The following is a 23,850-nucleotide window of genomic DNA, read 5'->3' as shown; positions in this document are numbered from 1 at the left end:
ACAGCTGAAACGCGACCACCGCCGCGGCCTTGCACTTTCCCTCGACGCCGTTCAAAGTTCGGGCAGCACGCCGACCCTTCAAGAAACTTGAATCATGACTCCACGCCAGCTCCGTTATTTCCTGGAAATTGCCCGTAGCGGCAGTCTGTCGCTGGCGTCGGGCGCGCTGCGTATCGCGCAACCCGCGCTTAGCCAGCACGTTGCCGTGCTGGAAGCGGAATTGGGCGTGGTGTTGTTCGAACGGCATGCCAAGGGCGTCACGCTGACGGCGGAGGGCAAGCGGTTGCAGCAACGGGCAGCATCCATCCTGGATCAGCTCGAATCGTTGAAGACGGACGTATTGGGCGCGGCCGAGAGTCCACGGGGACCGGTGCGCGTATGCCTGGCGCGGTCGTTGGCGCAGGCGGTGGCCGCGCCCTTGATACGGCATGTGGAACAGGAATATCCCGACATACGGCTATTGCTGTCGTCGGCGCTTTCCAGCCAGGTGCGCGCAGCGCTGCAGACCAGGCAACTGGATGTCGCGCTTATGCCAAATGCGTTCGAACTGCCCGGCTTGTATTGCAAACCGGTCTACGAGGAAGGGTTTTCGCTATTCGGCCTGGAAGCGCTGTTCGATCGGCCCGGAAAGACGATCGCATTTTCCGCGATCGGGTCGCGACCGCTGGTGGCGCCGGACCGCGACCACGATCTGCGTCGGCTGATTGAACGCACGGCAGTCGATCTGGATTGCCCGCTGAACGTGAAGTACGAAATCAATGATCCTGAATTGAATTTTGCGCTCGTGCGGGGGGGAGTGGCTTTCGCCATTCTGCCCGACAGCGCAGGCCTGGAATTGGGGGTGGCCGCCCAGGCCATGGGAGAACGGCGTCTGGTGCGGCCTCCCATAACGCGGACGCAATCCATTGTGCGCGTGGCGCAAAGCGCGGCTGGCAGCGCGGTGCTGGCCGTGGAGCAGGCACTGGAAGTCGTGCTGCGCACCTTGGTGCAACGCGGCGTGCTGCGCGGAAAATTCATATATGAAAAAACTTATATAAAGCGCAGATAAATAATATTTGTCTTCACGTCTGGCGCAGCCGTACGCTACCTCCAGAATGGCGCCAACAGAGACGCCGATACGGAGACAAGCATGCAAGTCCGACGCAGACAATTCCTGGGCGCCTTGAGCGCTGCCGCGTGCTGTAGCGTGGCGCCGATCAGACGGGCGCTCGCCAATCCCCCCATACGTATGCTGGTCGGCTTTGCGCCGGGCGGAGCGGCCGATCTCGTGGCGCGTGCGTTGGCCGAAGGCATGCGTGCATCCGGCCACACCACCATCGTCGAGAACAAGGGGGGGGCGGGCGGACGTATTGCGGTCGATTCGCTGTTGAACTCGGGCGCTGACGGCAACTCCCTGCTGTTTACGCCGTCCACAAACCTGACCCTCTACCCGCACCTTTTCAAGGATCTGAATTACACGCAGGCGGATTTCACGCCGCTGGGAACGGCCAGCCGATTCGATTTCGCATTCGCCGTGGGCGCCAATAGTCCGGCCAGAACGATTCAGGAATATTTGAGCCTGGCACAGAAGGACCCGCGCATGGCTGTTTACGGTACGCCCGGCGCGGGCACGGTCATGCATTTCCTGGGCATCATGCTGGCGAACGCGAGCAAGATTCCATTGGTTCCCATCCCTTATAAGGGTGGCGCGCCAGCGCTCGCCGACACGGTGGGCGGAACCTTGCCCGCACTGATCACGACGCTGCCAAACCTGATTCCCATGCACAAGTCGGGCAAGATCCGGATCCTCGCCACAACGGGGGCCGCGCCCTCGTCCGCGCTGCCGGACGTGCCCACGTTCGCATCCGCGGGATATCCCTCTCTGACGGTTGCCGAATACTTCATGTTGGTGGGAAACAAAGGCATGGCCAGCAATCAGGCGCAAGCCTTGGCGCAAGCTGCGGCCGACGCGGTGGGCTCGCCAGCGTTCCAAAAGGTCATGCAACAGCAATTCTTCGAACCAAAAGTGACTGCGCCCGCGGCCCTGAAACAGCAGCTGGAACGCGAAGATGCGTTTTGGGACCACGTTGTCAAGGACAGCGGCTACCGCCCCGAGGCTTGAGGCGGCGCAGGCCCGGCCGGCCTCTATCAAGGAAACGTAATGAAAGGCAAGAACGTCGTCGTCATCATGTCCGATGAACACAATCCCGCATTCATGGGGTGTTCCGGGCATCCATTCATCAAGACTCCAAACCTGGACGCCCTGGCGGCGCGCGGCGCGCGGTTTCCCAACGCTTATACGCCCAGTCCAATCTGCGTGCCGGCACGCGCGGCGTTTGCGACCGGCCATCGGGTGCACCAGACTCGCCACTGGGACAACGCGATGCCATATGTGGGTGATCCGCAGGGATGGGGCCATGTGTTGCAGCAGCACGGCATCAACGTCGAGAGCATTGGAAAGCTGCACTACCGCAATGAAGAGGATCCCGTCGGGTTCGATGCGGAGCATATTCCCATGCATGTCGTCGGCGGGCACGGCATGGTGTGGGCGTCCATTCGCGATCCTTACTTGCCCGTTGCGGGGCGCAAGCGCATGCTTGGCGACCGCATCGGCATGGGCGAATCGCCCTATACGTCCTACGATCGCTCGGTCACGGCACGCACGCTGCAATGGCTACGCGCGGCGGCTGAACGCGGCCAGCCCTTCGTGTTGTACGTGGGACTGGTTGCGCCGCATTTCCCTTTGATCGCGCCGCAGGAGTTCTTCAGCTTGTACGACGCGCGCCAGATTCCTGAGGCCAAGTTGCATCCAAAAAATGGCTATGAACGTCACCCGTGGGTGCAGGCCTATGCGGCGTTCGAGCGCAGCGAAGAGACCTTCCAGGACGAGGACGAGCGCGTGAATGCTTTCCTGGCGTATTACGGGTTGTGCAGCTTCCTGGACAGCAACGTGGGCCGTATCGTCGATGAACTGGCCACGCTGGGGCTGGCCGAGTCCACGCACGTGATCTACACATCGGACCATGGCGACAATGTTGGAGCACGTGGTTTGTGGGGAAAGTCCACGCTGTACCAGGAGAGTGTGGGAATTCCCATGATATTGGCCGGCCCGGATGTGACGTCCACGGTTTGCGAGACGCCGGTGGATCTGCTCGACCTGTATCCGACGCTATTGCAGGCGGTGGGTGTGGACCCGTTGCAGCACATGGGGTCACGGCCAGGGAAGTCACTGTTCGCCATAGCGGCGCAACCGCCGGACAGGCGCCGCGCCATCCTGAGCGAATATCACGCGGCAGGCAGCAACACTGCGGGATTCATGTTGCGAAAGGGGCCTTGGAAGTATCACCACTACGTGCGCTTCGAGCCTGAACTGTTCAACCTGGACTCGGATCCCGGGGAACTGCATGATCTGGCAGGCGACCCGGCTTATTCCGACGTGCTGGCGGACATGAAGGCCGCGCTCTACGCGATCTGTGATCCGGAAGACGTGGACCGGCAGGCCAAGGCAGACCAGGCTGCGATGATTGAACGACTGGGGGGCGTGGAGGTGGCCTCGACGATGGGCGCTAGCGGGGCAACACCCGCACCCAAGGCGGAGAGGGCAGCATGAATTTCGAGGAACGTTACGTCAAGGACTGGAGTGGCCTGACGCGCGGCGTGCCTTCTGTGGTGCACAGGCCCGTGACCACGGATGAAGTGGCCGCCCTGGTTCGACATGCCGATCAGCAAGGCCTGAAGATAACGATCCAGGGCGGCCTGACCGGTCTGGCGGGCGGCGCGGTGCCGGCCGATGGCGACGTCGTCATCAACATGGAGCGCATGAACCGCATTGAATCCATCGACGCGGTTGAGGGAGTCATGCAGGTGCAGGCCGGCGCCACCTTGCAGCAGGTGCAGGAAGCAGCCGCTGAGGCCGGCTGGTTTTTCCCGGTGGACCTAGGTGCGCGCGGCAGTTGCCAGGTGGGTGGTAACGCGGCTACGAACGCGGGCGGCTCGCAGGTCGTGAGCTATGGCACGATGCGAGATTCCGTCTTGGGACTGGAAGCGGTGCTGCCCGATGGGTCTGTGGTGACATCGCTGACGCGTCTGGTCAAGAACAGTTCCGGCCTGGATTTGCGGTTCTTGTTCATCGGGTCTGAAGGCACGCTGGGCGTGATCACGCGACTGACGTTGCGATTACAGCCCGATCCCGGTGCGCCGGCCACGGCGTTGGTGCAGGTGCCGGACACGCCATCCATGGCATTGCTGCTGCGTCAATTGAAAAAGACGCTCGGTCCGCAACTGACCGCGTATGAATTCATGTCGGCAGAATTCTTGCGGCACGCCAGCGGTTTGGCGGGCGTGGCGCTGCCGTTGACCGGCGATGCGCCTTGGAGTGTGCTGATACAGGCCAGTGGACTGGCCGGCATGGATCCGCAAGCAGCGCTGGAAAGCGCACTGGAACAGGCGCTCGAAGCTGGCACGATCAGTGATTGCGCGGTGGCGAGCAGTCTGTCCGATGCGCAGAAATTCTGGCGGTTGCGGGAGTGCATCCCGGAATTGCTGACGGCGCTCAAACCAACGGTGAACTTCGACTGCGGCTTGCCCTGGGCCGAGATGCCGGGTTATGTGGCCGAGGTCGAGGCCGCGCTGAAGCAAGCGATATCCGGATGCGGCGCATTTGTTCATGGGGCACCTGGGCGACAACAACATTCATATCCTGACGGGGCCGCACGCCCAAACCGAATGGCTGGACGTGGAGGAAGTCGTGTATGGCGCGTTGCGCGGCCGGCAGGGAACGATCAGTGCCGAGCATGGCATAGGGTTCTTGAAAAAGCCGTTTCTGGGGTATACGCGCAGCGACGGCGAAATCGCATTGCTGAGGCGCTTAAAGCATGCGCTGGACCCCAATGACACGTTGAACCCGGGACGTATCGTCGACTGAGCGGGACACGGAGACTTTCGACGAGTCACCGCTCAGCTTGTGCGAACCCGGCGCGATGCCGGGTCTTCACATGGGACTGGATCTGCTCTTGGCAAAGGCGATCAGCAGCGCCCGGTATTCAAGTCTGAAATCAGGTTGTTGAAATCCTGGCGCAGGCTGTTGGCGTCGTTTTCGATCGTCGGGCGCATCATCTTGAACGCGCCGGTGCGGGCGGCGTCTTCCTTGTAGCGGCCATTGTTGGTGTGCTCAAGAATCTGGCGGCCGGAGGCGAGGAAGCTGTTGACGTTCATCATCATGCCGCTGCAGCCCTTGGGGTCGGCTTCGCGCGTTTTCTTGTCAAAGCCCAGCGCCATTTCGTTCATCTTGTCCAGCTGCTGCTTGAACGCTTCCTGGTCGGCGCCCAGTCCCTGGCCGTCGAACACGCCCGAGGCCTTGTCCATCGTGGCCTTGCCGTAATACACCATGCCGGCGCGGTAGTAGGCGACCGTGTCTTTCTTGGCCTTTTCGAAGGCTTCCTTGGTGTTGGCGGTGTCCTTGATCGAGATGCCGCGGTAGAAATTGTTTTCGGCTTTTGCGGCTTCCGTCAGCGCGGCGACATAGGCCGGGCTTTTCTCGCGGGCCAGCGCGCCGTTGTCCGACAGGAAGGTCTTGGCTGCCGAATAGTTTTGCAGTTCGGTGCTCAGCGGCGCCAGCTTGCCCAGCGCGTCCGAGAATGCCTTGGCCGGTGCGTCGATCTCGGCGATGGGCGTCGGCATTGCCAACGCGCGGTCGAGTTTTTCCTTGGTGCGCAGGATGGCCGTGTCGTTGCTGATGACGAAGTCCTTGAGCGGCTTGCCGCTCTTGAGGGCCGGGACGGCATGGGTCTCGTAGCGGTCCAGCGCCTGCGCGAACGTGGTGGAGAGGCTGTTCGCGGTATCCACGTACAGGTTGTACTTGATGATCTCTGCCTGAGCGGTGGTCGCCTCGGGCGCCTTGGCTTCCTGTTTGGCGTTATCGTCGCCGCACGCGGCAAGCGCCAGCGTGAAGATCAGAACGGCGGACATGCGCAAGGGGCGCGGCATAAACATCTTAGTTTCCTGAGGGGGGTGATTAAGAAGGGGACGGATGATATTCCGTTCGATTTCCCAACAGGCTACAAAGTCATTCAAAGCTGTCACAAGACTTTGCAGCGCCTGGGCGTCAATTGGCTTTCGCACGCCAGGCCTGCGCCAGGCTCGCCCGCACGGCCATGGGTCCGGTCGTTCAGCAGCCGGGGACTTGCCTGTATCATCCGCAGCTAGACATCCGTCCCCCGAGCGCCGTATATCGCCGCGCGGCCTGATTGCCAGTGACCCGGATAGCCGCCATGCCCGACCCGCTACGTCTGCAGGCTTTGATACAGGAGTGCGCCCGCGGCCAGGAGTCCGCGCTGGCGGAACTCTATCGACAGACTTCCCCGCATCTATTTGCGCTCGCCGTACGTATATTGCGGCGAAGCGACTGGGCGGAGGAAGTCCTCCAGGACAGCTTCATCAATATCTGGCGCAATGCCGCCCGCTATTCCTCGGAGCAGAGCCAAGTCATGACCTGGATGACGCGCATCGTGCGCAACCGCTGCATCGACCTGCTACGCAGGCCGGACCTGGAGCGCCCCGACGCCGACGGCGCGTTGACGCAGGCCTGGGCCGATGACGCGCCCGGCCCGTTCGAGCGGCTGCAACGCGACCAGGACGGCCAGCGCCTGGCCGACTGCCTGAAACAGCTCGAGGGGCAGCAACGCACCGCCATTGCGCTGTCCTTTTTCGACGACCTCAGCCACAGCGAGATCGCCCGGCGCCTCCAGGCGCCGCTGGGCACGATCAAGAGCTGGGTGCGGCGCGGCATGGACCGGCTCAAGAGGTGCCTGTCATGAACTACAGCAATCCTCAACTGCGCGAGCGGCTTGCCGCCGACTACGTGGCCGGCGCCATGCGCGGTGGCGCGCGCCGCCGTTTCGAGGGCCTGATGGCCGCCGATGCCAACCTGCGCCGCCAGGTGCGCGACTGGGAAAACGATATCTATCCGCTGTTATGGTCGCTGCCGCCGCGGGTTCCCCCGCGCCGCGTGTGGCGCGCCATCGAAGCGCGCCTGAAGCCCGGCGGCAGCCGCGGCTGGCAGGGCCTGGCGTTCTGGCGCGTGCTTAGCGGCGCGCTGGCGGCCATGCTGGTGGCCGGCGTGGTGGTCTACCCGATGCAGGTCGACCGCGCCGCGCGCACCCAATTGATGGCGGTGCTGCAAAGCCCCGAGGCGCAGGCGATGCTGGTGGTGCGCGCCGACGAGCGCGGCGGCCTGCATGTGCATGCCCTGCAGGATCTGGCCTCGCGCGCCGACGGCAAGGCGCTGGAGCTCTGGGTGATTCCCCCGGGTCAGGCGCCGATATCCGTCGGGGTGGTGGCGCCCGATGGCCAGACGGCGCTGCCGCGCGCGCAAGGGCTGGAAGGGGTGCAGACCCTGGCCATCACCCTGGAGCCGCCGGGCGGCTCGCCCTCGGGCAAGCCCACCGGACCGGTCATCATGAAGGGCGACGTGCTCAAGATCTGAGCTGCATCCAAACCGGGCCTGCCCGCGTATAGAGGGGTGTTCCGTTGCGGAGTGCCCCATGTCTTCCTGGATCGCCGCTGGCCCGCGTGGCCTGCTTGCCATCGTGGCCGTGGCCGCGCTGGCCCTCGGCCTGCTGGCCGCCTGTTCGCCATTGACGCTGCTAAACGGTGCGGTGCCCGAGGACGGCAGCGACGTCACGGCGGGGCTGGCTTACGGCACGTTGCCGCGTCAGCACCTGGACGTCTACCGCCCGACGGACGCCACGCACGCGCCGGTGGTGGTTTTTTTCTACGGCGGCGGTTGGCGTAGCGGGGAACGCGCCGACTACCGGTTCGTGGGCGACGCGCTGGCGGCGCGCGGCATGGTGGCGGTTGTCGCCGACTACCGTCTTTATCCCGAAGCCGGCTTTCCCGCTTTTTTGCGCGACGCCGCGCTGGCGGTGGCGTGGACCCAGCGCCATATCGGCGACTACGGCGGCGACCCGGCGCGTGTCTTCGTCGCCGGCCACAGCGCCGGCGGGTACATCGCGGCCATGCTGGCGCTGGACAAGCGCTGGCTTGCCGCCGCCGGTTCCAGCCCGGCGTCGCTGGCCGGCTGGATCGGGCTGGCCGGCCCCTATGACTTCCTGCCCATCGAGGCGCGCGGTGTGCGGCCGGTGTTCGGCTATCCGGACACGCCCGCCGACTCCCAGCCCATCCATCACGTCAGCCGCGACGCGCCACCTGGCCTGCTGCTGACGGGCGCCGCCGACACCACCGTCGACCCGCGCCGCAACAGCGTCGGCCTGGCGGATGCCTTGCGAGAGGCGGGGGCGTGCGCGCGGCTGGTGCAGTACCCCGACCTGGGTCACAAGCTGCTGGTGGGCGCGCTGTCGCGGCCGCTGCGCTGGCGTGCGCCCGTGCTCGACGACGTCAGCGCGTTCGTCAGTCGCCCCTGCCCATCCCTCGAAGGAGAGTGACCATGCGATTGCTGCTCGTTGTCGTGCTGCTGACGCCCGCGGGCGCGTGGGCCGCCAATCAGCATTACCTCGGCTACGCCTATGACAGCCGCGACGGCGCCGAGCGCTACCGCGAAGAACACTGGGTGGTGCGCGACGGCGCACGGCAGGAGCGACTGGTGCTGTACCGCTGCCCGGACGGCGAGGCGTTTGCGCGCAAATGGGTGCGCGGCGGGGTCGACGATCCGGCGCCGGATTTCGCGCTCTATGACCAGCGCGATGGTTATCGCGAAGGTGTCGATACCCGCCAGGGCGCGCGCACCGTCTACGTGCAACCGCGCGCCGGCGCGCCGATGCAGCACCGCACGCTGCCGCCGGTGGACGACGCCGTGGTGGATGCCGGCTTCGACGCCTGGCTGCGCGCCAATTGGCAGCCGCCGGCCAAGCCGCCACGCTTTTTGGTGCCCAGCCGGCTGGACTGGATGCCGCTGTCGGTACAGGCGCGCGATGCCGCCGGCCAGCCGGAGCGCAGTTTCCGGCTGCGGCTGGACGCCTGGTATGGCTTTGCCGCGCCGACCTTGCGCGTGACCTACGACATCGCCACCCGGCGCCTGCTGCGGTTCGAGGGACCGAGCAACCTGCGCGATGGCGACGGCGGCACCCCGGCCGTGCGCATCGAGTTTCCGGCCGATGCCATCCGGCCCGTGCCGTCCAAGCGGGACCTGGACGCGGCCGCAGCCACGCCGCTGGTGTCGCGTTGCGAATAAGGGTTTTCACTTATGCATCCGACGCTCCGCCGCGCCCGTATATCCCGACACGTTTCATACAGGACAGCATGATGCGCTCCGTTCTTACCGGCTGGACCGCTTCGATACGACGCTGGGTCGATACGCAGGCGCAGGATGCGCCGGGCGGCGACCCCGATCGCATCGACTGGACCCGCGCCTTGCCTTTCGCGTTGTTGCACGCCGGCTGCCTGGGCGTGCTGTGGACCGGCGTGTCCCCGGCCGCGCTGGCCCTTGCGGTGGCGTTGTACGCCGTGCGCATGTTCGCCCTGACCGGCTTCTACCACCGCTACTTCTCGCATCGCACGTTTCGTACCTCGCGCGGCATGCAATTGGTCTTCGCCGTGCTGGGGGCGTCGTGCGCGCAGCGCGGACCGTTGTGGTGGGCGGCCCATCATCGTCATCACCATCGTCATGCCGACGATGCGCAGGACCTGCATTCGCCGCGCCGCCATGGCTTCTGGTGGAGCCACATGGGCTGGTTCCTGACCCGCCGCGCCTTCGCCACCGACATGGCGCGGGTGCCCGACCTGCGCGGCTACCCCGAACTGCGCTGGCTCGACCGCTTCGACGCGGCGGTGCCGCTGGCGCTGGCGTTGGGGTGCTACGGGCTGGGCGCGCTGCTGGCGCGCGTGGCGCCGGGCCTGGGCACCGACGGGCCGCAGATGCTGGTGTGGGGCTTTTTCATTTCCACCGTGGCGCTGTTTCACGCCACCGTCACCATCAATTCGCTGGCGCACCGCTACGGCAGGCGGCGCTACGACACCGCCGACGACAGCCGCAACAACGCCTGGCTTGCGCTGCTGACGTTCGGCGAGGGCTGGCACAACAACCATCATTTTTATCCGGGCTCGGCCCGCCAGGGCTTTCGCGCCCGCGAGATCGACATCACCTGGTACGGCCTGCGCCTGCTGGCCGCCGCCGGCCTCATCTGGGACCTGAAGGGCGTACCGGCCTGGGCGCTGGCCGCCGCCAAGGAGTGAACATGCGCATCGCCATCATCGGTTCGGGCATCTCGGGACTGGTCTGCGCCTGGAAGCTGGGCCGCGATCACGAGGTCACGCTGTACGAGGCCAACGACTACCTGGGTGGGCACACGCATACGCACACGGTCGAACAGGACGGGCAACAGTACGCGGTCGACAGCGGATTCATCGTCCATAACCCGCTCAATTACCCGCATTTCACGGCGTTGCTGACGGAGCTGGGCGTGGCGTCGCAGCCCACCACCATGAGCTTTTCGGTGCACAAGGAGGCCAATGACCTGGCCTACAACGCCACCTCACTGGACACGCTGTTCTGCCAGCGGCGCAACCTGGTATCCCCACGCTTCCTGGGCATGGTGCGCGACCTGATGCGCTTTTACCGGGAGTCGCCCGTGTTGTTGCGCGCGCCGGAGCCAGGCCCCACGTTGGGCGAATACCTGGCGCAGCACCGCTATGGCGACGCCTTTCGCACCGATCACCTGATTCCGATGGCCTCGGCGCTGTGGTCGTCGCCGGCCTCGCGCATCCTGGAATTCCCGGCGCGCTACCTGGTGCGGTTCATGGCCAACCACCAGATGCTGCGCATCAGCGGCCGTCCGCAATGGCGCGTGGTGCAGGGCGGGTCGCGATCCTATATCGACGCGATGCGCCAGCGGTGGACGGTGCGCGAGCGGCTGAACTGCGCCGTGCGCGCGGTCAAGCGTCTGCCGGGGGGCGTGCAGGTGGCAACGCGCGAGGGCCTGGAACATCACGACGAAGTGATCTTCGCCTGCCACAGCGACCAGGCGCTGTCGCTGCTGGCCGACCCGACGCCGCAGGAACGCGAGGTTCTGGGCGCCATCACCTACCAGGACAACGACGTGGTGCTGCACACCGACGCGCGCCTGCTGCCGCGCCAGCGCAAGGCGTGGGCCGCCTGGAACGCCTACGTGCCGGCCGACCCCGAGGCGCCTTGTTCGGTCAGCTACTGCATGAACCTGCTGCAGGGCATCACGTCGCCGCGGCCCTTCATCGTGACGCTGAACCGCAGCGACGCGGTCGATCCCGCGGCGGTGCTGGCGCGCATGCGTTATCACCACCCTGTGTACACCCACGAATCGGTGGCCGCGCAGGCGCGCCGCGCCGAGATCTCGGGACAGCAGCGCAGCTGGTATGCGGGCGCCTATTGGGGATGGGGCTTTCACGAAGACGGGGTGGCGAGCGCGCTGGACGTGGTGCGCGGCATCCAGGAACAGCCGGGGGTCTGGGCGCGGGAGGCGGCATGAACCTGCAAAGCGCCGTCTACGAAGGCCGGGTGACCCACCGGCGCCACCACCCGCATGCGCACGGCTTCGGCTACCGCATGGCGCAGCTTTATCTGGACCTGGACGAGATCGGCCAGGTGTTCCAGGACCGCTGGCTGTGGTCGGTGGAGCGGCCCAATCTGGCGCAGTGGCGCCGGGCCGATTATCTTGACGCCGCCGAGGGCCTGCCGCTGGCGCAGGCGGTGCGGCAGCGCCTGCGCACGCAGTTGGGCGACGTGCCGGCCGGGCCCATCCGCCTGCTCGCGCATCCGCGCTATGCCGGCTACGTCTTCAACCCCGTGAGCTTTTATTACTGCTTTGAAGCCGACGGCCGCACGCTGGCGGCGATCGTGGCGGAGATCACCAATACCCCTTGGAAGCAGCGCCATTGCGTGGTGCTGCCCGCCGCCGCCGCCGAGCGCGAGGGCAGCGCGCTGGCCTGGCGCTTTGACAAGCGCTTTCATGTGTCGCCCTTCATGCCCATGGACTGCGCCTACGACTGGTGCTTCAACCTGCCCGCCGACGACCTGCGTGTGCATATGCAGGTCAGCCGGGAAGGCGTGACGCAGTTCGACGCGCACCTGAGCCTGCAGCGCCGCGCGCTGGACGGCGCGGCGCTGGCGCGCGTGCTGTGGCGCTATCCGCTGATGACGCTGCAGGTCGTCGGCGCGATCCATTGGCAGGCGCTGCGCCTGTGGCTCAAGCGCAATCCTGTCTACGACCATCCCCGCACGCCCAACGGAGAACCGCAATGAAACCCATGACGTCCTCGGAACATGCCTCGATCGCGGCCAGCCGCCCCGCCACGGCGCTCGACCGCCTGTTGCGCCAGCGTCTGTTCGCCAGCCTGGCGGCGCTGGACCACGGTCAACTGCTGATCGAGGACTGCCTGGGCAGCGCCACGCTGGGCCGCGGCGAGCCGCTGGTGCGCCTGACCGTCAGCGACCTGGGGTTCTACCGGCTGGTGGCCGCGCAAGGCAGCGTCGGCGCGGGCGAGGCCTACGGCGATGGCCTGTGGCGCTGCGACGACCTGGTCGGGCTGGTGCGGCTGCTGGTGCGCAACCGCGACACGCTGGACGCCATGGAGTCGGGACTGGCGCGGCTGGCCGGCTGGGCGTTGCGGCGCTGGCATGCGCGCAATGCCAACACCCGAGAGGGCAGCCGCCGCAACATCGCCGCGCATTACGACCTGGGCAATCCGTTTTTCTCGCTGTTTCTTTCCGGAGACCTGATGTATTCGTCGGCACTGTGGGCCGACGGCGACGACACGCTGGAGGCGGCGTCCCATCGCAAGCTGGACACGATCTGCCGCAAGCTGGCGTTGCAGCCGTCGGACCGCGTGGTCGAGATTGGCAGCGGCTGGGGCGGCCTGGCCATCCACGCCGCCCGTCATTACGGCTGCCATGTCACCACCGCCACGCTGTCGCGCGAGCAGCATGACCTGGCGGTCGAGCGGGTGCGGGCCGCCGGGCTGCAGGACCGCGTCAGCGTCGTGCTGCGGGACTATCGTGACCTGCAGGGCCAGTACGACAAGGTAGTGTCGGTGGAAATGATCGAGGCTGTCGGCGCGAATTTCCTGGAAGCGTATTTCGCCAAGGTCGCCAGCCTGCTCAGTCCGCATGGCCGCGCGCTGATCCAGGCCATCACCATCGAAGACCATCGCTACGAGCAGGCGCTGGCCTCGGTGGATTTCATCAAGCGCCACATCTTTCCGGGCAGCTTCATTCCGTCCATCGAGGCGATGCTGCGCGCCAAGACCCGCGCCTGCGACCTGGCGCTGGTGCACCTGGAGGACTTCGGCCTGTCGTACGCGCGCACGCTGCAAGCCTGGCGCGAGCGCTTCCTGGCGCGGCAGCCCGAGGTGCGGGCGCAAGGTTTCGATGCGCGCTTTTGCCGCTTGTGGGAGTTCTACCTGGCGTACTGCGAAGGCGGCTTTCGCGAGCGCTCCATCGGCGTCGCGCACCTGCTGCTGACGCATCCGCAGGCGCGCCCCGATGGCGAGCGCTGGTTGCGGGAGGAAGCATGATGCGTTTCTGGGCCAACCTGATCGGCTACCAGCTCGTCTGGTTCAGCGCCGTCATCGGCGCGGGCCGCGGGCTGGCCTGGCCGGGCGTGGCCGCCGCCGTGGTGTTCGTCGCGGCGCAACTGGCGGTCTCGGCGACGGCGCGTGCCGACCTGCGTCTGGCGGCCGCCGCCGTGCTGTGCGGCCTGGTGCTGGAGGGCACGCTGTCCGCATTGGGATGGGCGCGGTACGCGGCCGACGCCTGGCCCGCGCCGCTGTGGATCCTGGCGTTGTGGGCCGCCTTTGCGCTGACGCTGAACCACTCGCTCGTCTACCTGCGTTCCCGGCCGTGGCTGGCCTGCGTGTTCGGCGCGGTGGGCGCGCCGCTGGCCTATTGGGGCGCCGCCCGCGGCTGGCAATCGGTGCAGTTCGAACCGCCCGCCTGGCGCGCCACCGCCGCGCTGGCGGCGGGCTGGGCGCTGGCGTTGCCCGCGCTGACGGCAGGGGCGCGGCGATGGACCCGGGAGGCATCATGACGATCTGGCAACAATGGTCCACCATCGCGATCGTGATGATCGCCGCCATGGCACTGGCTTGGGGCTGGCAGCGCCGCCATGCCAACGCGGGCATCGTGGACGTGGTGTGGGCGCTGGGCATGGGCGCTTCGGCCTGGCTGATCGCGGCCACCGGCGCGGGCAGCGGTGCCGCAAGGCTGGCCCTGGCCGTGATGGCGGGCGTGTGGTCGCTGCGGCTGGCGTGGCACCTGTGGCGCCGCGTGCGCGAAGGCGAAGACGGCCGCTATCGCGCCTTGCGCGAACACTGGGACGGCCATCAGGGCAAATTCTTTGGCCTCTTCATGTTCCAGGCCGGGCTGGTGATGTTGTTCTGCCTGCCGTTCCTGGCGGTGGGCGCCAGTCCCGCGCAGGGCTGGCCCGTGGCACTGGGGCTGTTGATCTGGCTGGCCGCGCTGTCGGGCGAGGTGATCGCAGACCGCCAACTCGACCGCTTCCGCGATAACCCCGCGAACCGCGGCAACACTTGCAGGCGGGGCCTGTGGCGCTACTCGCGGCATCCGAACTACTTCTTCGAGTGGTGCCATTGGTTTGGCTACGTCGCCCTGGCGTGGGGTTCTCCGCTGGCATGGCTGTCGTGGCTGGGGCCGGTGCTGATGTTTGTGTTCCTGCGCTGGATCAGCGGCATTCCGTTCACCGAGCAACAGGCGCTGCGCACGCGCGGCGACGACTATCGCGACTATCAACGCCGCACGCCGGCGTTCTTTCCCTGGTTTCCGAAACGCTGACGAGGCATGCCATGACGACCGCCATCCTGAACGACTCTCCCTTGGCCTCCGACCGTCCGGCGCCCGGCCTGCTTGGCCTGGCCGAGCGCGGCCTGCTGCCCGATGCGCTCCTGCGCCTGGGCATGCGGCGCCTGTGCGCCCAGCGCCTGGCGCAGGAGTACGCCGGCGGCATCGAGGCCTGGACCGAACGCGACCGCGAGCTGATCGCCAGCCTGCGCGCCAGCGCCGTCGCCATCCATACCGACGCCGCCAACGCGCAGCACTACGAGTTGCCCACTGCGTTCTTCCAGCTGTGCCTGGGCGCGCGCATGAAGTATTCGAGTTGCTATTACCCAACCGGCGCCGAAACGCTGGACCAGGCCGAAGACGCGATGCTGCGCTTGTACGGCGAGCGCGCCGGGCTGGCCGACGGCCAGGACATCCTGGAGCTGGGTTGCGGCTGGGGCTCGTTGACGCTGTGGATGGCCGAACAGTATCCCAACGCGCGCATCACCGCGGTGTCGAACTCGGCCACGCAACGCCAGCATATCGAGGCGCAATGCCGCGCGCGCGGCTGGACGCATGTGCGCGTGGTGACCTGCGACGTCAATGTCCTGTCACTGCCCGGCGCCGCCTTCGACCGGTGCGTCTCGGTGGAAATGTTCGAGCACATGCGCAACTACCAGGACCTGCTGGCGCGCATCTCGCAGTGGCTGCGGCCCGGCGGCAAGCTCTTCGTGCACATCTTCGCGCACCGCGAGCGCGCCTATCCGTTCGAGACCGACGGGGCCGGCAACTGGATGGGACGGCACTTCTTCACGGGCGGCATCATGCCGTCGGCCCATACGCTGCTGCATTTCCAGCAAGACCTGACGCTTGAGGAACGCTGGTTTCTCGACGGCACGCATTACGCCCGCACCGCCAATCACTGGCTGGCCAACCAGGACGCCCGAGCGGAACCGGCGCGGGCGGCGTTGGCGCAGGCTTACGGCGCACCCTTGGCCGGCTTGTGGCATCAACGCTGGCGCATGTTCTGGATGGCGTGCGCCGAACTCTTCGGCTACGACGACGGACAGCAATGGGGCGTGGCGCACTATCGCTACACGCGGCCCTGAGGAGAATCGATCATGTTGCGAACCCTGTGTATCGGCGTGACGGCCCTCTTGGCCGGCTGCGCGTCGCCGCCGCCCATGCCGCCGGTGGCGCAAGTGGACCTGGACCGTTTCATGGGCGACTGGTATGTGATCGCGCACATTCCCAGCTGGCCCGAGCGCAACGCCTATGACGCCGTGGAAGGCTACCGGCTGTTGCCGGACGGCCGGGTGCAGACGGATTTCCGCTATCGCGATGGCAGCTTCGATGCGCCCATCGACACCATGCACCCCGTGGCGACGGTGCGGCCCGGCACCGGCAACGCGGTGTGGGGCATGCAGTTCATCTGGCCCATCAAGGCCGAGTACGTGATCGCCTATCTGGACGAGTCATACCAGACCACCATCATTGGCCGCTCAAAGCGCGACTACGTCTGGATCATGGCCAGGGTGCCATGCCTGGACGACGCGGTGTACGCCGACCTGCTGCGCAGGGTGACGGCGCTGGGCTATACGGAGGCGCCGCGCAAGGTGCCGCAGCGCTGCGACCGGTGAGGTGTCCTGCGCGGGGTCAACCGTATTCCAGCTGATAGAAACTCTGGCTGGCGATGAGCGTGGCGCCGCAGGACGTGCGCATGCCTTCCAGGGCAGTCAGTCGGTCGGAGCCGACGTTCTGCACGCCTTCCACGATGGTGTGGTTGTCGCCGCATTTGGGGCAGGTGACGCGGTCGCCGACCCGTGCCATCGGCTGGCCAAAGATCACGACGGTTTCGTCGCCGGTGACGACGACGCCGCCGTGCGAAGTTTTATCGCCCTTGCGGATGACGGAACGTTGGGACATGGTGCGCGAGAGTCAGGTTTATAGATACGTGCCATCCGGCGCGAGCCGGGCGGGGCCGGCCACGAAGGTGCCGTCCGGCGCCATGCGCACCGGCCCGCCGCCGCCCTTGTAGCTGCCGTCGGGCGCGCGTTGAGGCTTGCCGGCCACATAGGTGCCGTCAGGCGCCCGGGTGATGGGGCCTTCGCCGCCCACGTACGATCCATCGGGCGCGCGGCGCGGCGTGCCGGCGATGAAGTGTCCGTCGGGCAACATACGAATGGTCTTCGACGTCATGAATGCTCCTTGGGGATGAGGGCAAATCATAACGAAGCATCGTGATGCGCCTTGTAATAGGACGTGTCATCTTTGAACGTTACACGTAAGCGGATGTGGCATGATTTGCGCCTACAACAGCCCTGACGCCTATGACCGACATCAACGCCCTGTTGCAACCCATTCCCGGCGACGCGCCTTGCGGCGTGGACCTGGTGTTCTCGCCCGAGTTCGACGCGATACGCGAGGCCCGCCGGCATGACGACCCCCAACTCGACCAAGGTGACTGGGTCATCGACCTGAAAGAAGCCGATTGGCCCGAGGTGACGCGCATCTGCACCACCGTGCTGCGCGACCGCAGCAAAGACATCCGCATCGCATCGTGGCTTGCCGAATCCTGGGCCAAAACCCGCGGCTTCGCGGGGCTGCGCGACGGCTACCTGCTGATCGACGGCCTGTGCCGCAACTATTGGGACGGGCTGCACCCGGTGCCCGAAGATGGCGATGTGCAGCAGCGCGTGGGCAATCTGGCGTGGCTGTTGTCGCGGTCGCAGCAATTGATCGGCGAGATCCCGCTGACGCAAGCCGACGGCGCCCGCTATGGCGCGGTGCTCTGGGAGGCGGCCAGCCAATTGGCCAATGCGGTCAAGCGCACGCCCGACAACGCCCACGAACTGACACGCGGCAAGCTCACGCTGGACCGCTTCGATGCCGCGCGGCGCGACACGCCGCCGTCTTTCTATTCGGAGCTGGACGCGCAGCTGCAAGGCTGCGCGCAGGCGCTGGACCAACTGGAACGCACCCTGGATGCGCAACTGGGCGATGAAAGCCCGGCGTTCTCCCGGGTGCGCGAGGCGCTGCGCAACGTGACCGAACTGGTGCACCGTTTTGCGCGCGATGCGGGCCTTCTGGTCCGTACGGACCTTGCCGCCGCACCGGCGCCGGCCGCGCCCGCCGCCCCTGTTCGTGTGGAGCCCACATTGACTGCCGCCGATCACTTCGATGACGCCGCTGCGTCGGGCGCTCCGGGCGCCGCCGCGCCGCTGCACGCCGTACCGACCGCCACCGCCCGCGGGCCCATTCAGACCCGCGAACAGGCGCTGGCGCAGTTGCGGGACGTGGCCGAGTTCTTCCGCCGCACCGAGCCGCACAGCCCGGTGGCCTACCTGGCCGACAAGGCGGCAAGCTGGGGCGAGATGTCGCTGCACCTGTGGCTGCGCACGGTGGTCAAGAACGACGAGACGCTGTCGGGCCTGGAAGAGTTGCTGGGCATCAAGAAGGCGGGCGACGGCAACTGAGCGCACCGCCGCCGCCGCCCCTGACTACCGCGCCGCCCGGAACTCGATACGCCGGTTCTTGGCGCGGCCTTCCGCCGTGGCGTTCGTGGCCACCGGCTGATCCGGGCCCGCTCCCATCGCTTCGAAGCGCGACGCAGGCAACCCCTTGTCCACCAGATAGTCCCGAACCGCGTCCGCACGCGCCTGGCTGAGCGCCAGGTTGGTGCTGCGGCTGCCGGAGCTGTCGGTGTGGCCGATGATCTGGATCTTGTCGGCGCGCAGCTTGGGCACGGTGTCGGCCACGCGATCCAGCAATTCCCGGCCGCGCGTCGTCAAGCGGGTGCTGCCGGTCTCAAACTCCACCACGCGGTTGGTCAACAGGTTGTCCAGCACATCCTGCTCATCCTTGCCGGCCGACACGCGCAAGCCGTTGACGATCTTGTACGTCGGGTTCAGCGACGTGGCAAAGTTGCTGGCGATCTGTTGGCGCGAGGCTTCGTTGTCGACCTCGCCCCGCAGCCGGATCTGCGTGCCGTCGATTTCCAGCTGGCCGCGGTTGATCTGCTTGAGCGGGCTGTCCAGCAGCTTGCCCACGTGTTGGGACCAGTTCGGGGGGGCCACCACGCCGCCCACGTCGATGCGGTCGATGACGTTGCCCACGCCATAGACCTTTTGCAGGCGCGCCAGCACATCGGCCTTGGTGGCCTCGTCGGGCACCGCGCCGCTGGCCACCACCTGGCCGGGTTGGGGAATGACGTTGGCGGGCACGACCGTGGCGGCGTCCTGGGCGTGGGCCGAGAATGCCAGCGAGGCGGCCAGGACCAGAGTAAGCGTACGCATGTCCTAGGCTCCGATGAAAACTTCGCGGAAAGTCTCCAGCGCCTGGCGCAAGGAGAGCCGCGGTTGATCCAGATAGCTCGCCAGCTTGGCCAGCCCGTGGCTGGCGCTGACGTGATCGCGCACCCACGGCGCGTCTTCCAGCACGATGTAATGCTGCGACAGCGCCTGCGGGGTGGATAGCAGCGTTGCCAGCGTGCGCGGCGAGGCGCCGCGAAAGCCCACCACCAGCCGGTGCTTGCCGGCGATGCGCCCGATGAAAATGGCGATCTCGAAGTCGGCGCGTGTCAGGAACGGCGCGATCAAGGTCATCCAGTAGCTGGCGACCAGATTGATGTAGAGCGGATCGTCCGGCAGCGGCAGCGCAAGCCCGGTGTCCAGTTGCGATGAGCCGCTGGACATCACGGGCGTGAGCAGGATGCCCAGCGCCAGGACGATGTCGTGCATGCTGGCCGCGTGTCCGTTGCCGCGCAGCATGGCCTCGACGCGTTCGATCGTCTGAAGGTCGATGAAGGCATCGAAGCCGTCGTCGGCGGCGGTGCGGATCTCGCCTTCCAGGTCGTTCAGCGTCTGCAGCGCGGGCGCGGGGTCGCCGTCATGCATGAGCTGCGCCGCCGCCGTGCCCATGCGATTCCACATGCGGCTGAAGGCGAGCGGGCTGCGCGCGATGAAGTCCAGCGGACGGGTCACTTCCACCGACGTGGCGGTAATGAACGGAAAGCGCCGGCCCGATTGGTCGCGGCTGGGCTGAAGATGGCCGGCGATGGCCAGCTTGCCGCGCGAGCCCAGCACGGCGAAGGGAACGGGCTGCGCTTCGTCGTACAGCGTCTTCCAGTGCGGGTCCTGCGCCAGCACCTCCATGGTGTTGGCCACCCACGCATCCAGCGTCGCCATCAACTGCGGGTGCGAGGTGTTCTTGACGAAATCACCACGGGACGGAATCTTGCCAAAGTAAGCCGTACGGAACATGGGAGACTGCGGATTGCTCATTGCTGCGCTCCGGCAGGCGTCGGGGCGACGGAGGGTTGAGGGGACGTGCCGGCCACCGTGGCGGGCAGGCGCAGGTTGCGCAGGCCCTGGCTGCCGGGCTCGGCGCCGCCGGCGCTGGCGGCTTGCGCGTTGCTGATGATGCGCAGCCGGACGGGCACGGTGATGTTGGATTTGCTCCAGCTCATCTCGAAGCTGCCGTCCGGGTTGGGCTTGCGCTGCGCACCCGAGATCAGGCGTTCCAGGCCGAAGCGGCCGGGTTCGTTGACCACTTCCACCACGGTGCCGTCAAAGGCGGTGGCCGTGATGCGCGCGCCCGGCGCGCCCTGCGCGTTGGGCCATACGAAGTTCACCCATTGCGCCGGCGTGTTGCGGTAGCGCAGCTGCTGGCCGTCGATCTCGATGGTGTATTCGGTCACGCCGCCGGCGGGCCTGGGCTGGATCTGGAACAGCGTCTGCGGCTGGCTTGCCGCGCCCGATCCGGCTGCCCCGCCGGACAGCGGCGCCACCCACTGGGCAAAGTTCGCCGTGAAGGACGGTTGCAGCTCGATGCCCATGTCGCCCCAGGTGCGTGCAGTCAGGATGTCGCCGCGACGCACGGTCAGCGGACCCAGCGTCTCGTTGACGTACTTGGCGATGCTGCCCTGCGGGCCGAAGATCTGCCCGATTTCTTCACCGCTGGCCTCGATGCCAGCCTTGGTCGAGAACGGATACTTGTCGGCCAGCGTCTGCGTGAAGGGCTGGTACACCTGCGCGTTCCAGACCTTGTTCAACTCGGTCTGGGCAGGTTGCATCGCGACGGCGTAACCCTGGATCAGCGGGCGCACCAGCAGCGGACGGAGCGTCTCGCGCTGCGCGGGCGTCAATCCCGCCAGCATCTGCTCATCCACCAGCTTCAGCGCATCGGCCAGTTCCGAATCCTTGCCTTCCAGCGTCTGGCGCATCAGGAGCAGCGCGCCGGGGCCCGGATCGCCCTGGTTGTTGATAAGGTTAAAGCGCGTGCGGATCTTGGACAGCGCGTTCATGTAGTTGCCCAGCAGCGACTGGTTGTCGCGCGTGACGACCAGCCGCGCCACGTCGGAGAACTCGCGGCCCACCGGTCCCATCGGCATCTGTTCGCCGCCCGGCGCGACTTCCGTGGGCTTGGGCTGGCCCTGGCGCAGGATCACCCGCTTGAACCACGCGACCACGCCGGTCTGCGCCTGCGAAAGGCCGGTGTTGATCAGCGACGGGTTGTCCCAGGAGGTCTGCTCGTACGTCGTGTTGATGAGCTTGACCAGCGGCGAGTTCTGCGGATCGCCCAGGCGGTTCATGCCTTGCACCGCCTGATCGAAGCTTGAGAAAGGCTTGATCGTGACGCCGCGCAGCATCTTCTGCCACTCCTGCGCGTACTCCGTCTTGTACATCGTGGCCAGGCTTTTCTGGATCTGCTCGGGGCTGCCTTCCAGCGTGAGGTCGTCGCGCGCGTTCACGCCCAGCACCCAATCGCTGGTCTGGACTTCCTTGCGGGCGGCTTCGCCGATGGCCGGTTCAATGTATTGCTCCCAGGCTTCCCGCGTGAAGGTGCCCGGAACGGCGTAGCTGCCCGCGACCACGGCGGCGTCGGCCTCGCCCATGATGCGCGCCACCGTCATCGCGGGGAAGCGGGTGGCGGCGCGCGCCTTGAGCGTGGCGTAGGCGCGTTCGCGCGCCGGCATGCCCTGCATCACGCTGCGCAGGTTGCCGCGCGTGCGCTCGACCATGGCCAGGTTGGTTTCGATCTGCGGCCAGTCGCTGTCTGCCGCGCGCGCAACGTAGAACGAGATCAGCCGTTCGGCGCTGCGGATCAGTTGGTCGCGCGGCATCGCGCCCCGGTTGGTTTCCAGCCAGCCGCGCCAGAAACGCGTGATCTGATCCGACAGGTGCGTCGGATCCACGTGTTCGCGGTTGGCCATCATCAGGTACGTCTTGAGCGCGTTGTAGGCGTCGTCGACGTTGGTGGGCGAGGCGTCCTGGAACAGCGTGTCGCCCGCGTTCGCGCGCACGGTTTGCGCTTGCGGGGGCGCGGTGGCGGGGCGCTCGCCGGAAGCGGCCGCCTGCGATACGTCCACGCGTCCCAGATAGTCCTCCAGGCTGGCCTTGACGGGCGCCAGCATGAATTGACGCAGGCCGTTGTAGTACTCGGCAAGCAGGCGCTGCTTGAGCACATCGCCTTGATACAGCCCCAGGCCCAGCGACAGCGGCCGGCTGGCGGCATAGCGGTCCAGCTGTTCGATGCGGTCCTGCAGGATCTCCATCGCTTCCAGGCGGCTTTGCAGGTCCGTGCGCTCGCTCTGCAGGCGCACGACCTTGTCCAGGTCGGCCTGCACGTTGGTGGCCAGTTGCCGGTTGCCCAGGTAAGACCAGCTCCATCCGCCCAGCACCAGGCCCAGCGCCAGCACCAGTCCGAAGAAGGTCAGGTAACGCATGCGGACCTTGTTCGGACTGGCGTGCTGGCGCACCAGCTTCTTGTCCGCAAAGATCACGTTGGAGAACAGGTCGCGCAAGAAGAAACCGTTGTGCGAACTGACGCCGCGCGCGGGCTCGCGGTTGGCCGGGCGCAGCGTGAAGCGTTCGGCCAGCTTGTCGGTGGATGTGCTGCGCGATGCGCCTTCCTGCAGCGCGCTGGTGAAGTAAAAGCCGCGGAACACGGGCTTGTACTGAAACGGATTGGTCTCGAACAACGTCGACAGAAACGTGCGCAGCGCCGGCTTGATGCCCGCGAATTCCAGCGGGAACGTCAGCAGGCCCGGGGGCAGGGCGGCGCTGCGGCGCAGCGACATCTGCGCCGTGCCCATTTCCTTGAGACCTTCGTACAGTTCGTCGAAGCGCTCGTCGAACAGCGTCAGGACGTCGCGGCTTTCATCGGCGCCATAGGGCAACGTGGCGCCCCAGACTCGATCGCGCTCGCGCGCATCCGCGTCGGCAAAGAACTCCGAAAAGCCGGCGATCAGGTCAGCCTTGGTGAAGATCACATACACCGGGGCAAACACTTCCAGCCGGTCGGTCAGTTCCTGAACGCGCTGGCGCAGGTTCTTGGCCAGGTTGATCGCGAACTCGGGGCCGGCATCCGTCAGTTCACTGATGCTGGCGGCCACGATGATGCCGTTGATGGGCGCCTTGGGACGATGGCGCTTGAGCAGGTCCAGAAAGCTCATCCATTCGTTGCGGTCTTCTTCGTGCACCGAGTAGCGGCCCGCGGTGTCCAGCAGGATGCCTTCCGTGGTGAAGAACCAGTCGCAGTTGCGCGTGCCGCCCACGCCGCGCACCGCTGCGCCGTTCTTGTCTGCAAAGGGGAACTGCAAGCCGGAATTGATCACGGCGCTGCTCTTGCCGGCGGCAGGGTTGCCGATGACGATGTACCAGGGCAGCTCGTACAGCGCTTCGTTGCCGGAGGTCTGGCCGATCTTCGATGTCTTGATGGTGCGCACGGCTTGCGTCAGCCGCGTGCGCAGCGCCTCGATCTCATTGCGGTTGGCCGCGGGGCTGGCGGCCGCGCCTGTCTGCACCTGTTGTTCCAGCATGTCGCCCAGCTTCTGGTTGGCGCGCCGCGCCTTGCGGCGGCGCCACAGGTAGATGCACAACCACAGAAACAGCAGCACGCCCAGCAAGGCCCCGGCCCACACCATCGCGATCTGCATGGTGTCGGCAAACAGGAACAGGAACACGATCAGCGCAATCAGGCCAATGGCCATGAAGGTGCGCGGGTTGGCGAACACGCGAGCGCTCCAGTAGCGGAAGTCGCTCATGGCGCTGGAAAATCGAGAAAACAATCCTGATGGGCTACGCATGGTTTTCGCTGTTGTTATGGGG

Annotated in this window: 23 protein-coding genes and 1 pseudogene; 18 read left to right on the top strand and 6 right to left on the bottom strand. The window is 66.4% G+C overall.

The features are described from left to right. Nucleotides 1–94: 94 nt before the first annotated feature. From LN047_RS23945 to LN047_RS23925, 5 genes and pseudogenes are all read left to right on the top strand, one after another. A complete protein-coding gene (locus tag LN047_RS23945; RefSeq protein WP_180097845.1) occupies nt 95–1,048 on the top strand; it encodes a LysR family transcriptional regulator in 954 nt (317 codons plus the stop codon). 81 nt (nt 1,049–1,129) lie between these two features. Further along, the gene (locus LN047_RS23940; protein WP_373980400.1) at nt 1,130–2,101 is read left to right on the top strand and encodes a tripartite tricarboxylate transporter substrate-binding protein; all 972 of its coding nucleotides are present in this window, start codon (nt 1,130–1,132) and stop codon (nt 2,099–2,101) included. A 39-nt stretch (nt 2,102–2,140) separates the two neighbouring features. Continuing rightward, nucleotides 2,141–3,589, top strand: coding sequence for a sulfatase-like hydrolase/transferase (locus LN047_RS23935; protein ID WP_373980399.1), 1,449 nt, complete (start codon nt 2,141–2,143; stop codon nt 3,587–3,589). Further along, nucleotides 3,586–4,587 (top strand): annotated as a pseudogene (locus tag LN047_RS23930) (FAD-binding oxidoreductase); the annotation flags it as partial. The gene LN047_RS23935 and the pseudogene LN047_RS23930, both read left to right, overlap by 4 nt. Nucleotides 4,588–4,645: 58 nt before the next feature. Beyond that, nucleotides 4,646–4,903, top strand: a complete 258-nt coding sequence (locus LN047_RS23925; RefSeq protein WP_373980398.1) for an FAD-linked oxidase C-terminal domain-containing protein — start codon at nt 4,646–4,648, stop codon at nt 4,901–4,903. 101 nt (nt 4,904–5,004) lie between these two features. Here LN047_RS23925 and LN047_RS23920 read toward each other — a convergent pair whose 3' ends face one another. Next, the gene (locus LN047_RS23920) at nt 5,005–5,970 is read right to left on the bottom strand and encodes a DUF3829 domain-containing protein (RefSeq protein WP_373980397.1); all 966 of its coding nucleotides are present in this window, start codon (nt 5,968–5,970) and stop codon (nt 5,005–5,007) included. Between the two features lie 278 nt (nt 5,971–6,248). Here LN047_RS23920 and LN047_RS23915 point away from each other — a divergent pair, with 278 nt between their 5' ends. From LN047_RS23915 to LN047_RS23860, 12 genes are all read left to right on the top strand, one after another. Further along, nucleotides 6,249–6,794 carry an RNA polymerase sigma factor gene (locus tag LN047_RS23915; RefSeq protein ID WP_056325661.1) on the top strand — a complete coding sequence of 182 codons (546 nt, stop codon included), beginning with the start codon at nt 6,249–6,251 and terminating at the stop codon, nt 6,792–6,794. Next, the gene (locus LN047_RS23910) at nt 6,791–7,462 is read left to right on the top strand and encodes an anti-sigma factor domain-containing protein (protein ID WP_056325664.1); all 672 of its coding nucleotides are present in this window, start codon (nt 6,791–6,793) and stop codon (nt 7,460–7,462) included. The genes LN047_RS23915 and LN047_RS23910 overlap by 4 nt, the downstream gene beginning before the upstream one ends. Nucleotides 7,463–7,520: 58 nt before the next feature. Beyond that, nucleotides 7,521–8,420, top strand: coding sequence for an alpha/beta hydrolase (locus LN047_RS23905; RefSeq protein ID WP_373980396.1), 900 nt, complete (start codon nt 7,521–7,523; stop codon nt 8,418–8,420). A 2-nt stretch (nt 8,421–8,422) separates the two neighbouring features. Then, nucleotides 8,423–9,166 (top strand): hypothetical protein, encoded by a 744-nt coding sequence (locus LN047_RS23900; protein ID WP_373980395.1) that lies wholly within the window; start codon nt 8,423–8,425, stop codon nt 9,164–9,166. Nucleotides 9,167–9,234: 68 nt separating this feature from the next. Further along, nucleotides 9,235–10,167 (top strand): acyl-CoA desaturase, encoded by a 933-nt coding sequence (locus LN047_RS23895; protein ID WP_373980394.1) that lies wholly within the window; start codon nt 9,235–9,237, stop codon nt 10,165–10,167. A gap of 2 nt (nt 10,168–10,169) precedes the next feature. After that, nucleotides 10,170–11,435 (top strand): NAD(P)/FAD-dependent oxidoreductase, encoded by a 1,266-nt coding sequence (locus tag LN047_RS23890; protein WP_373980393.1) that lies wholly within the window; start codon nt 10,170–10,172, stop codon nt 11,433–11,435. Then, on the top strand, nt 11,432–12,208 hold the full coding sequence (locus LN047_RS23885; protein ID WP_373980392.1) for a DUF1365 domain-containing protein: 777 nt from the start codon (nt 11,432–11,434) through the stop codon (nt 12,206–12,208). The genes LN047_RS23890 and LN047_RS23885 overlap by 4 nt, the downstream gene beginning before the upstream one ends. Continuing rightward, nucleotides 12,205–13,479 carry a class I SAM-dependent methyltransferase gene (locus LN047_RS23880; protein WP_373980391.1) on the top strand — a complete coding sequence of 425 codons (1,275 nt, stop codon included), beginning with the start codon at nt 12,205–12,207 and terminating at the stop codon, nt 13,477–13,479. Before LN047_RS23885 ends, LN047_RS23880 begins: the two co-directional genes overlap by 4 nt. Beyond that, on the top strand, nt 13,476–13,991 hold the full coding sequence (locus tag LN047_RS23875) for a DUF2878 domain-containing protein (RefSeq protein ID WP_373980390.1): 516 nt from the start codon (nt 13,476–13,478) through the stop codon (nt 13,989–13,991). Before LN047_RS23880 ends, LN047_RS23875 begins: the two co-directional genes overlap by 4 nt. Next, nucleotides 13,988–14,755, top strand: a complete 768-nt coding sequence (locus LN047_RS23870) for a DUF1295 domain-containing protein (protein WP_373980389.1) — start codon at nt 13,988–13,990, stop codon at nt 14,753–14,755. The genes LN047_RS23875 and LN047_RS23870 overlap by 4 nt, the downstream gene beginning before the upstream one ends. A gap of 11 nt (nt 14,756–14,766) precedes the next feature. Continuing rightward, a complete protein-coding gene (locus LN047_RS23865; RefSeq protein ID WP_373980388.1) occupies nt 14,767–15,849 on the top strand; it encodes a cyclopropane-fatty-acyl-phospholipid synthase family protein in 1,083 nt (360 codons plus the stop codon). 12 nt (nt 15,850–15,861) lie between these two features. Beyond that, entirely contained in the window at nt 15,862–16,380 is a 519-nt protein-coding gene (locus LN047_RS23860) for a lipocalin family protein (protein ID WP_373980387.1), read from the top strand. A gap of 16 nt (nt 16,381–16,396) precedes the next feature. On the opposite strand, the gene LN047_RS23855 is transcribed toward LN047_RS23860, so the two are convergent. Next, nucleotides 16,397–16,666: a PAAR domain-containing protein gene (locus LN047_RS23855; RefSeq protein WP_056325685.1), complete on the bottom strand. Its 270-nt coding sequence runs from the start codon at nt 16,664–16,666 to the stop codon at nt 16,397–16,399. 18 nt (nt 16,667–16,684) lie between these two features. Beyond that, on the bottom strand, nt 16,685–16,939 hold the full coding sequence (locus tag LN047_RS23850) for a hypothetical protein (protein ID WP_063952630.1): 255 nt from the start codon (nt 16,937–16,939) through the stop codon (nt 16,685–16,687). 131 nt (nt 16,940–17,070) lie between these two features. On the opposite strand from LN047_RS23850, the gene tssA reads away from it, so the two are divergent. Next, nucleotides 17,071–18,216 (top strand): type VI secretion system protein TssA, encoded by a 1,146-nt coding sequence (gene tssA / locus LN047_RS23845; RefSeq protein WP_180097862.1) that lies wholly within the window; start codon nt 17,071–17,073, stop codon nt 18,214–18,216. 24 nt (nt 18,217–18,240) lie between these two features. Here the strand turns inward: tssA and LN047_RS23840 are convergent, their stop codons facing one another. Genes LN047_RS23840 through tssM form a run of 3 tightly spaced genes read right to left on the bottom strand, consistent with a single transcriptional unit; the run spans nt 18,241 to nt 23,786 of the window. Continuing rightward, on the bottom strand, nt 18,241–19,035 hold the full coding sequence (locus LN047_RS23840) for an OmpA family protein (RefSeq protein WP_056325693.1): 795 nt from the start codon (nt 19,033–19,035) through the stop codon (nt 18,241–18,243). Between the two features lie 3 nt (nt 19,036–19,038). Continuing rightward, complete coding sequence (tagF, locus tag LN047_RS23835; protein ID WP_056325695.1) at nt 19,039–20,022, bottom strand: type VI secretion system-associated protein TagF; 984 nt, start codon at nt 20,020–20,022, stop codon at nt 19,039–19,041. Next, entirely contained in the window at nt 20,019–23,786 is a 3,768-nt protein-coding gene (gene tssM, locus LN047_RS23830; RefSeq protein ID WP_373980386.1) for a type VI secretion system membrane subunit TssM, read from the bottom strand. The genes tagF and tssM overlap by 4 nt, the downstream gene beginning before the upstream one ends. Nucleotides 23,787–23,850: the final 64 nt, after the last annotated feature.

It is taken from the genome of Achromobacter sp. JD417, assembly GCF_041879325.1.
Taxonomy (GTDB): Bacteria; Pseudomonadota; Gammaproteobacteria; order Burkholderiales; family Burkholderiaceae_B; genus Achromobacter; species Achromobacter mucicolens.
This window is presented reverse-complemented; position numbering and strand designations above follow the sequence as displayed.

Coding starts and splice junctions, on each gene's coding strand:
- LN047_RS23945 (WP_180097845.1), top strand. CDS start 95: ATGACTCCACGCCAGCTCCGTTATTTCCTGGAAATTGCCCGTAGCGGC.
- LN047_RS23940 (WP_373980400.1), top strand. CDS start 1,130: ATGCAAGTCCGACGCAGACAATTCCTGGGCGCCTTGAGCGCTGCCGCG.
- LN047_RS23935 (WP_373980399.1), top strand. CDS start 2,141: ATGAAAGGCAAGAACGTCGTCGTCATCATGTCCGATGAACACAATCCC.
- LN047_RS23925 (WP_373980398.1), top strand. CDS start 4,646: ATGGGGCACCTGGGCGACAACAACATTCATATCCTGACGGGGCCGCAC.
- LN047_RS23920 (WP_373980397.1), bottom strand. CDS start 5,970: ATGTTTATGCCGCGCCCCTTGCGCATGTCCGCCGTTCTGATCTTCACG.
- LN047_RS23915 (WP_056325661.1), top strand. CDS start 6,249: ATGCCCGACCCGCTACGTCTGCAGGCTTTGATACAGGAGTGCGCCCGC.
- LN047_RS23910 (WP_056325664.1), top strand. CDS start 6,791: ATGAACTACAGCAATCCTCAACTGCGCGAGCGGCTTGCCGCCGACTAC.
- LN047_RS23905 (WP_373980396.1), top strand. CDS start 7,521: ATGTCTTCCTGGATCGCCGCTGGCCCGCGTGGCCTGCTTGCCATCGTG.
- LN047_RS23900 (WP_373980395.1), top strand. CDS start 8,423: ATGCGATTGCTGCTCGTTGTCGTGCTGCTGACGCCCGCGGGCGCGTGG.
- LN047_RS23895 (WP_373980394.1), top strand. CDS start 9,235: ATGATGCGCTCCGTTCTTACCGGCTGGACCGCTTCGATACGACGCTGG.
- LN047_RS23890 (WP_373980393.1), top strand. CDS start 10,170: ATGCGCATCGCCATCATCGGTTCGGGCATCTCGGGACTGGTCTGCGCC.
- LN047_RS23885 (WP_373980392.1), top strand. CDS start 11,432: ATGAACCTGCAAAGCGCCGTCTACGAAGGCCGGGTGACCCACCGGCGC.
- LN047_RS23880 (WP_373980391.1), top strand. CDS start 12,205: ATGAAACCCATGACGTCCTCGGAACATGCCTCGATCGCGGCCAGCCGC.
- LN047_RS23875 (WP_373980390.1), top strand. CDS start 13,476: ATGATGCGTTTCTGGGCCAACCTGATCGGCTACCAGCTCGTCTGGTTC.
- LN047_RS23870 (WP_373980389.1), top strand. CDS start 13,988: ATGACGATCTGGCAACAATGGTCCACCATCGCGATCGTGATGATCGCC.
- LN047_RS23865 (WP_373980388.1), top strand. CDS start 14,767: ATGACGACCGCCATCCTGAACGACTCTCCCTTGGCCTCCGACCGTCCG.
- LN047_RS23860 (WP_373980387.1), top strand. CDS start 15,862: ATGTTGCGAACCCTGTGTATCGGCGTGACGGCCCTCTTGGCCGGCTGC.
- LN047_RS23855 (WP_056325685.1), bottom strand. CDS start 16,666: ATGTCCCAACGTTCCGTCATCCGCAAGGGCGATAAAACTTCGCACGGC.
- LN047_RS23850 (WP_063952630.1), bottom strand. CDS start 16,939: ATGACGTCGAAGACCATTCGTATGTTGCCCGACGGACACTTCATCGCC.
- tssA (WP_180097862.1), top strand. CDS start 17,071: ATGACCGACATCAACGCCCTGTTGCAACCCATTCCCGGCGACGCGCCT.
- LN047_RS23840 (WP_056325693.1), bottom strand. CDS start 19,035: ATGCGTACGCTTACTCTGGTCCTGGCCGCCTCGCTGGCATTCTCGGCC.
- tagF (WP_056325695.1), bottom strand. CDS start 20,022: ATGAGCAATCCGCAGTCTCCCATGTTCCGTACGGCTTACTTTGGCAAG.
- tssM (WP_373980386.1), bottom strand. CDS start 23,786: ATGAGCGACTTCCGCTACTGGAGCGCTCGCGTGTTCGCCAACCCGCGC.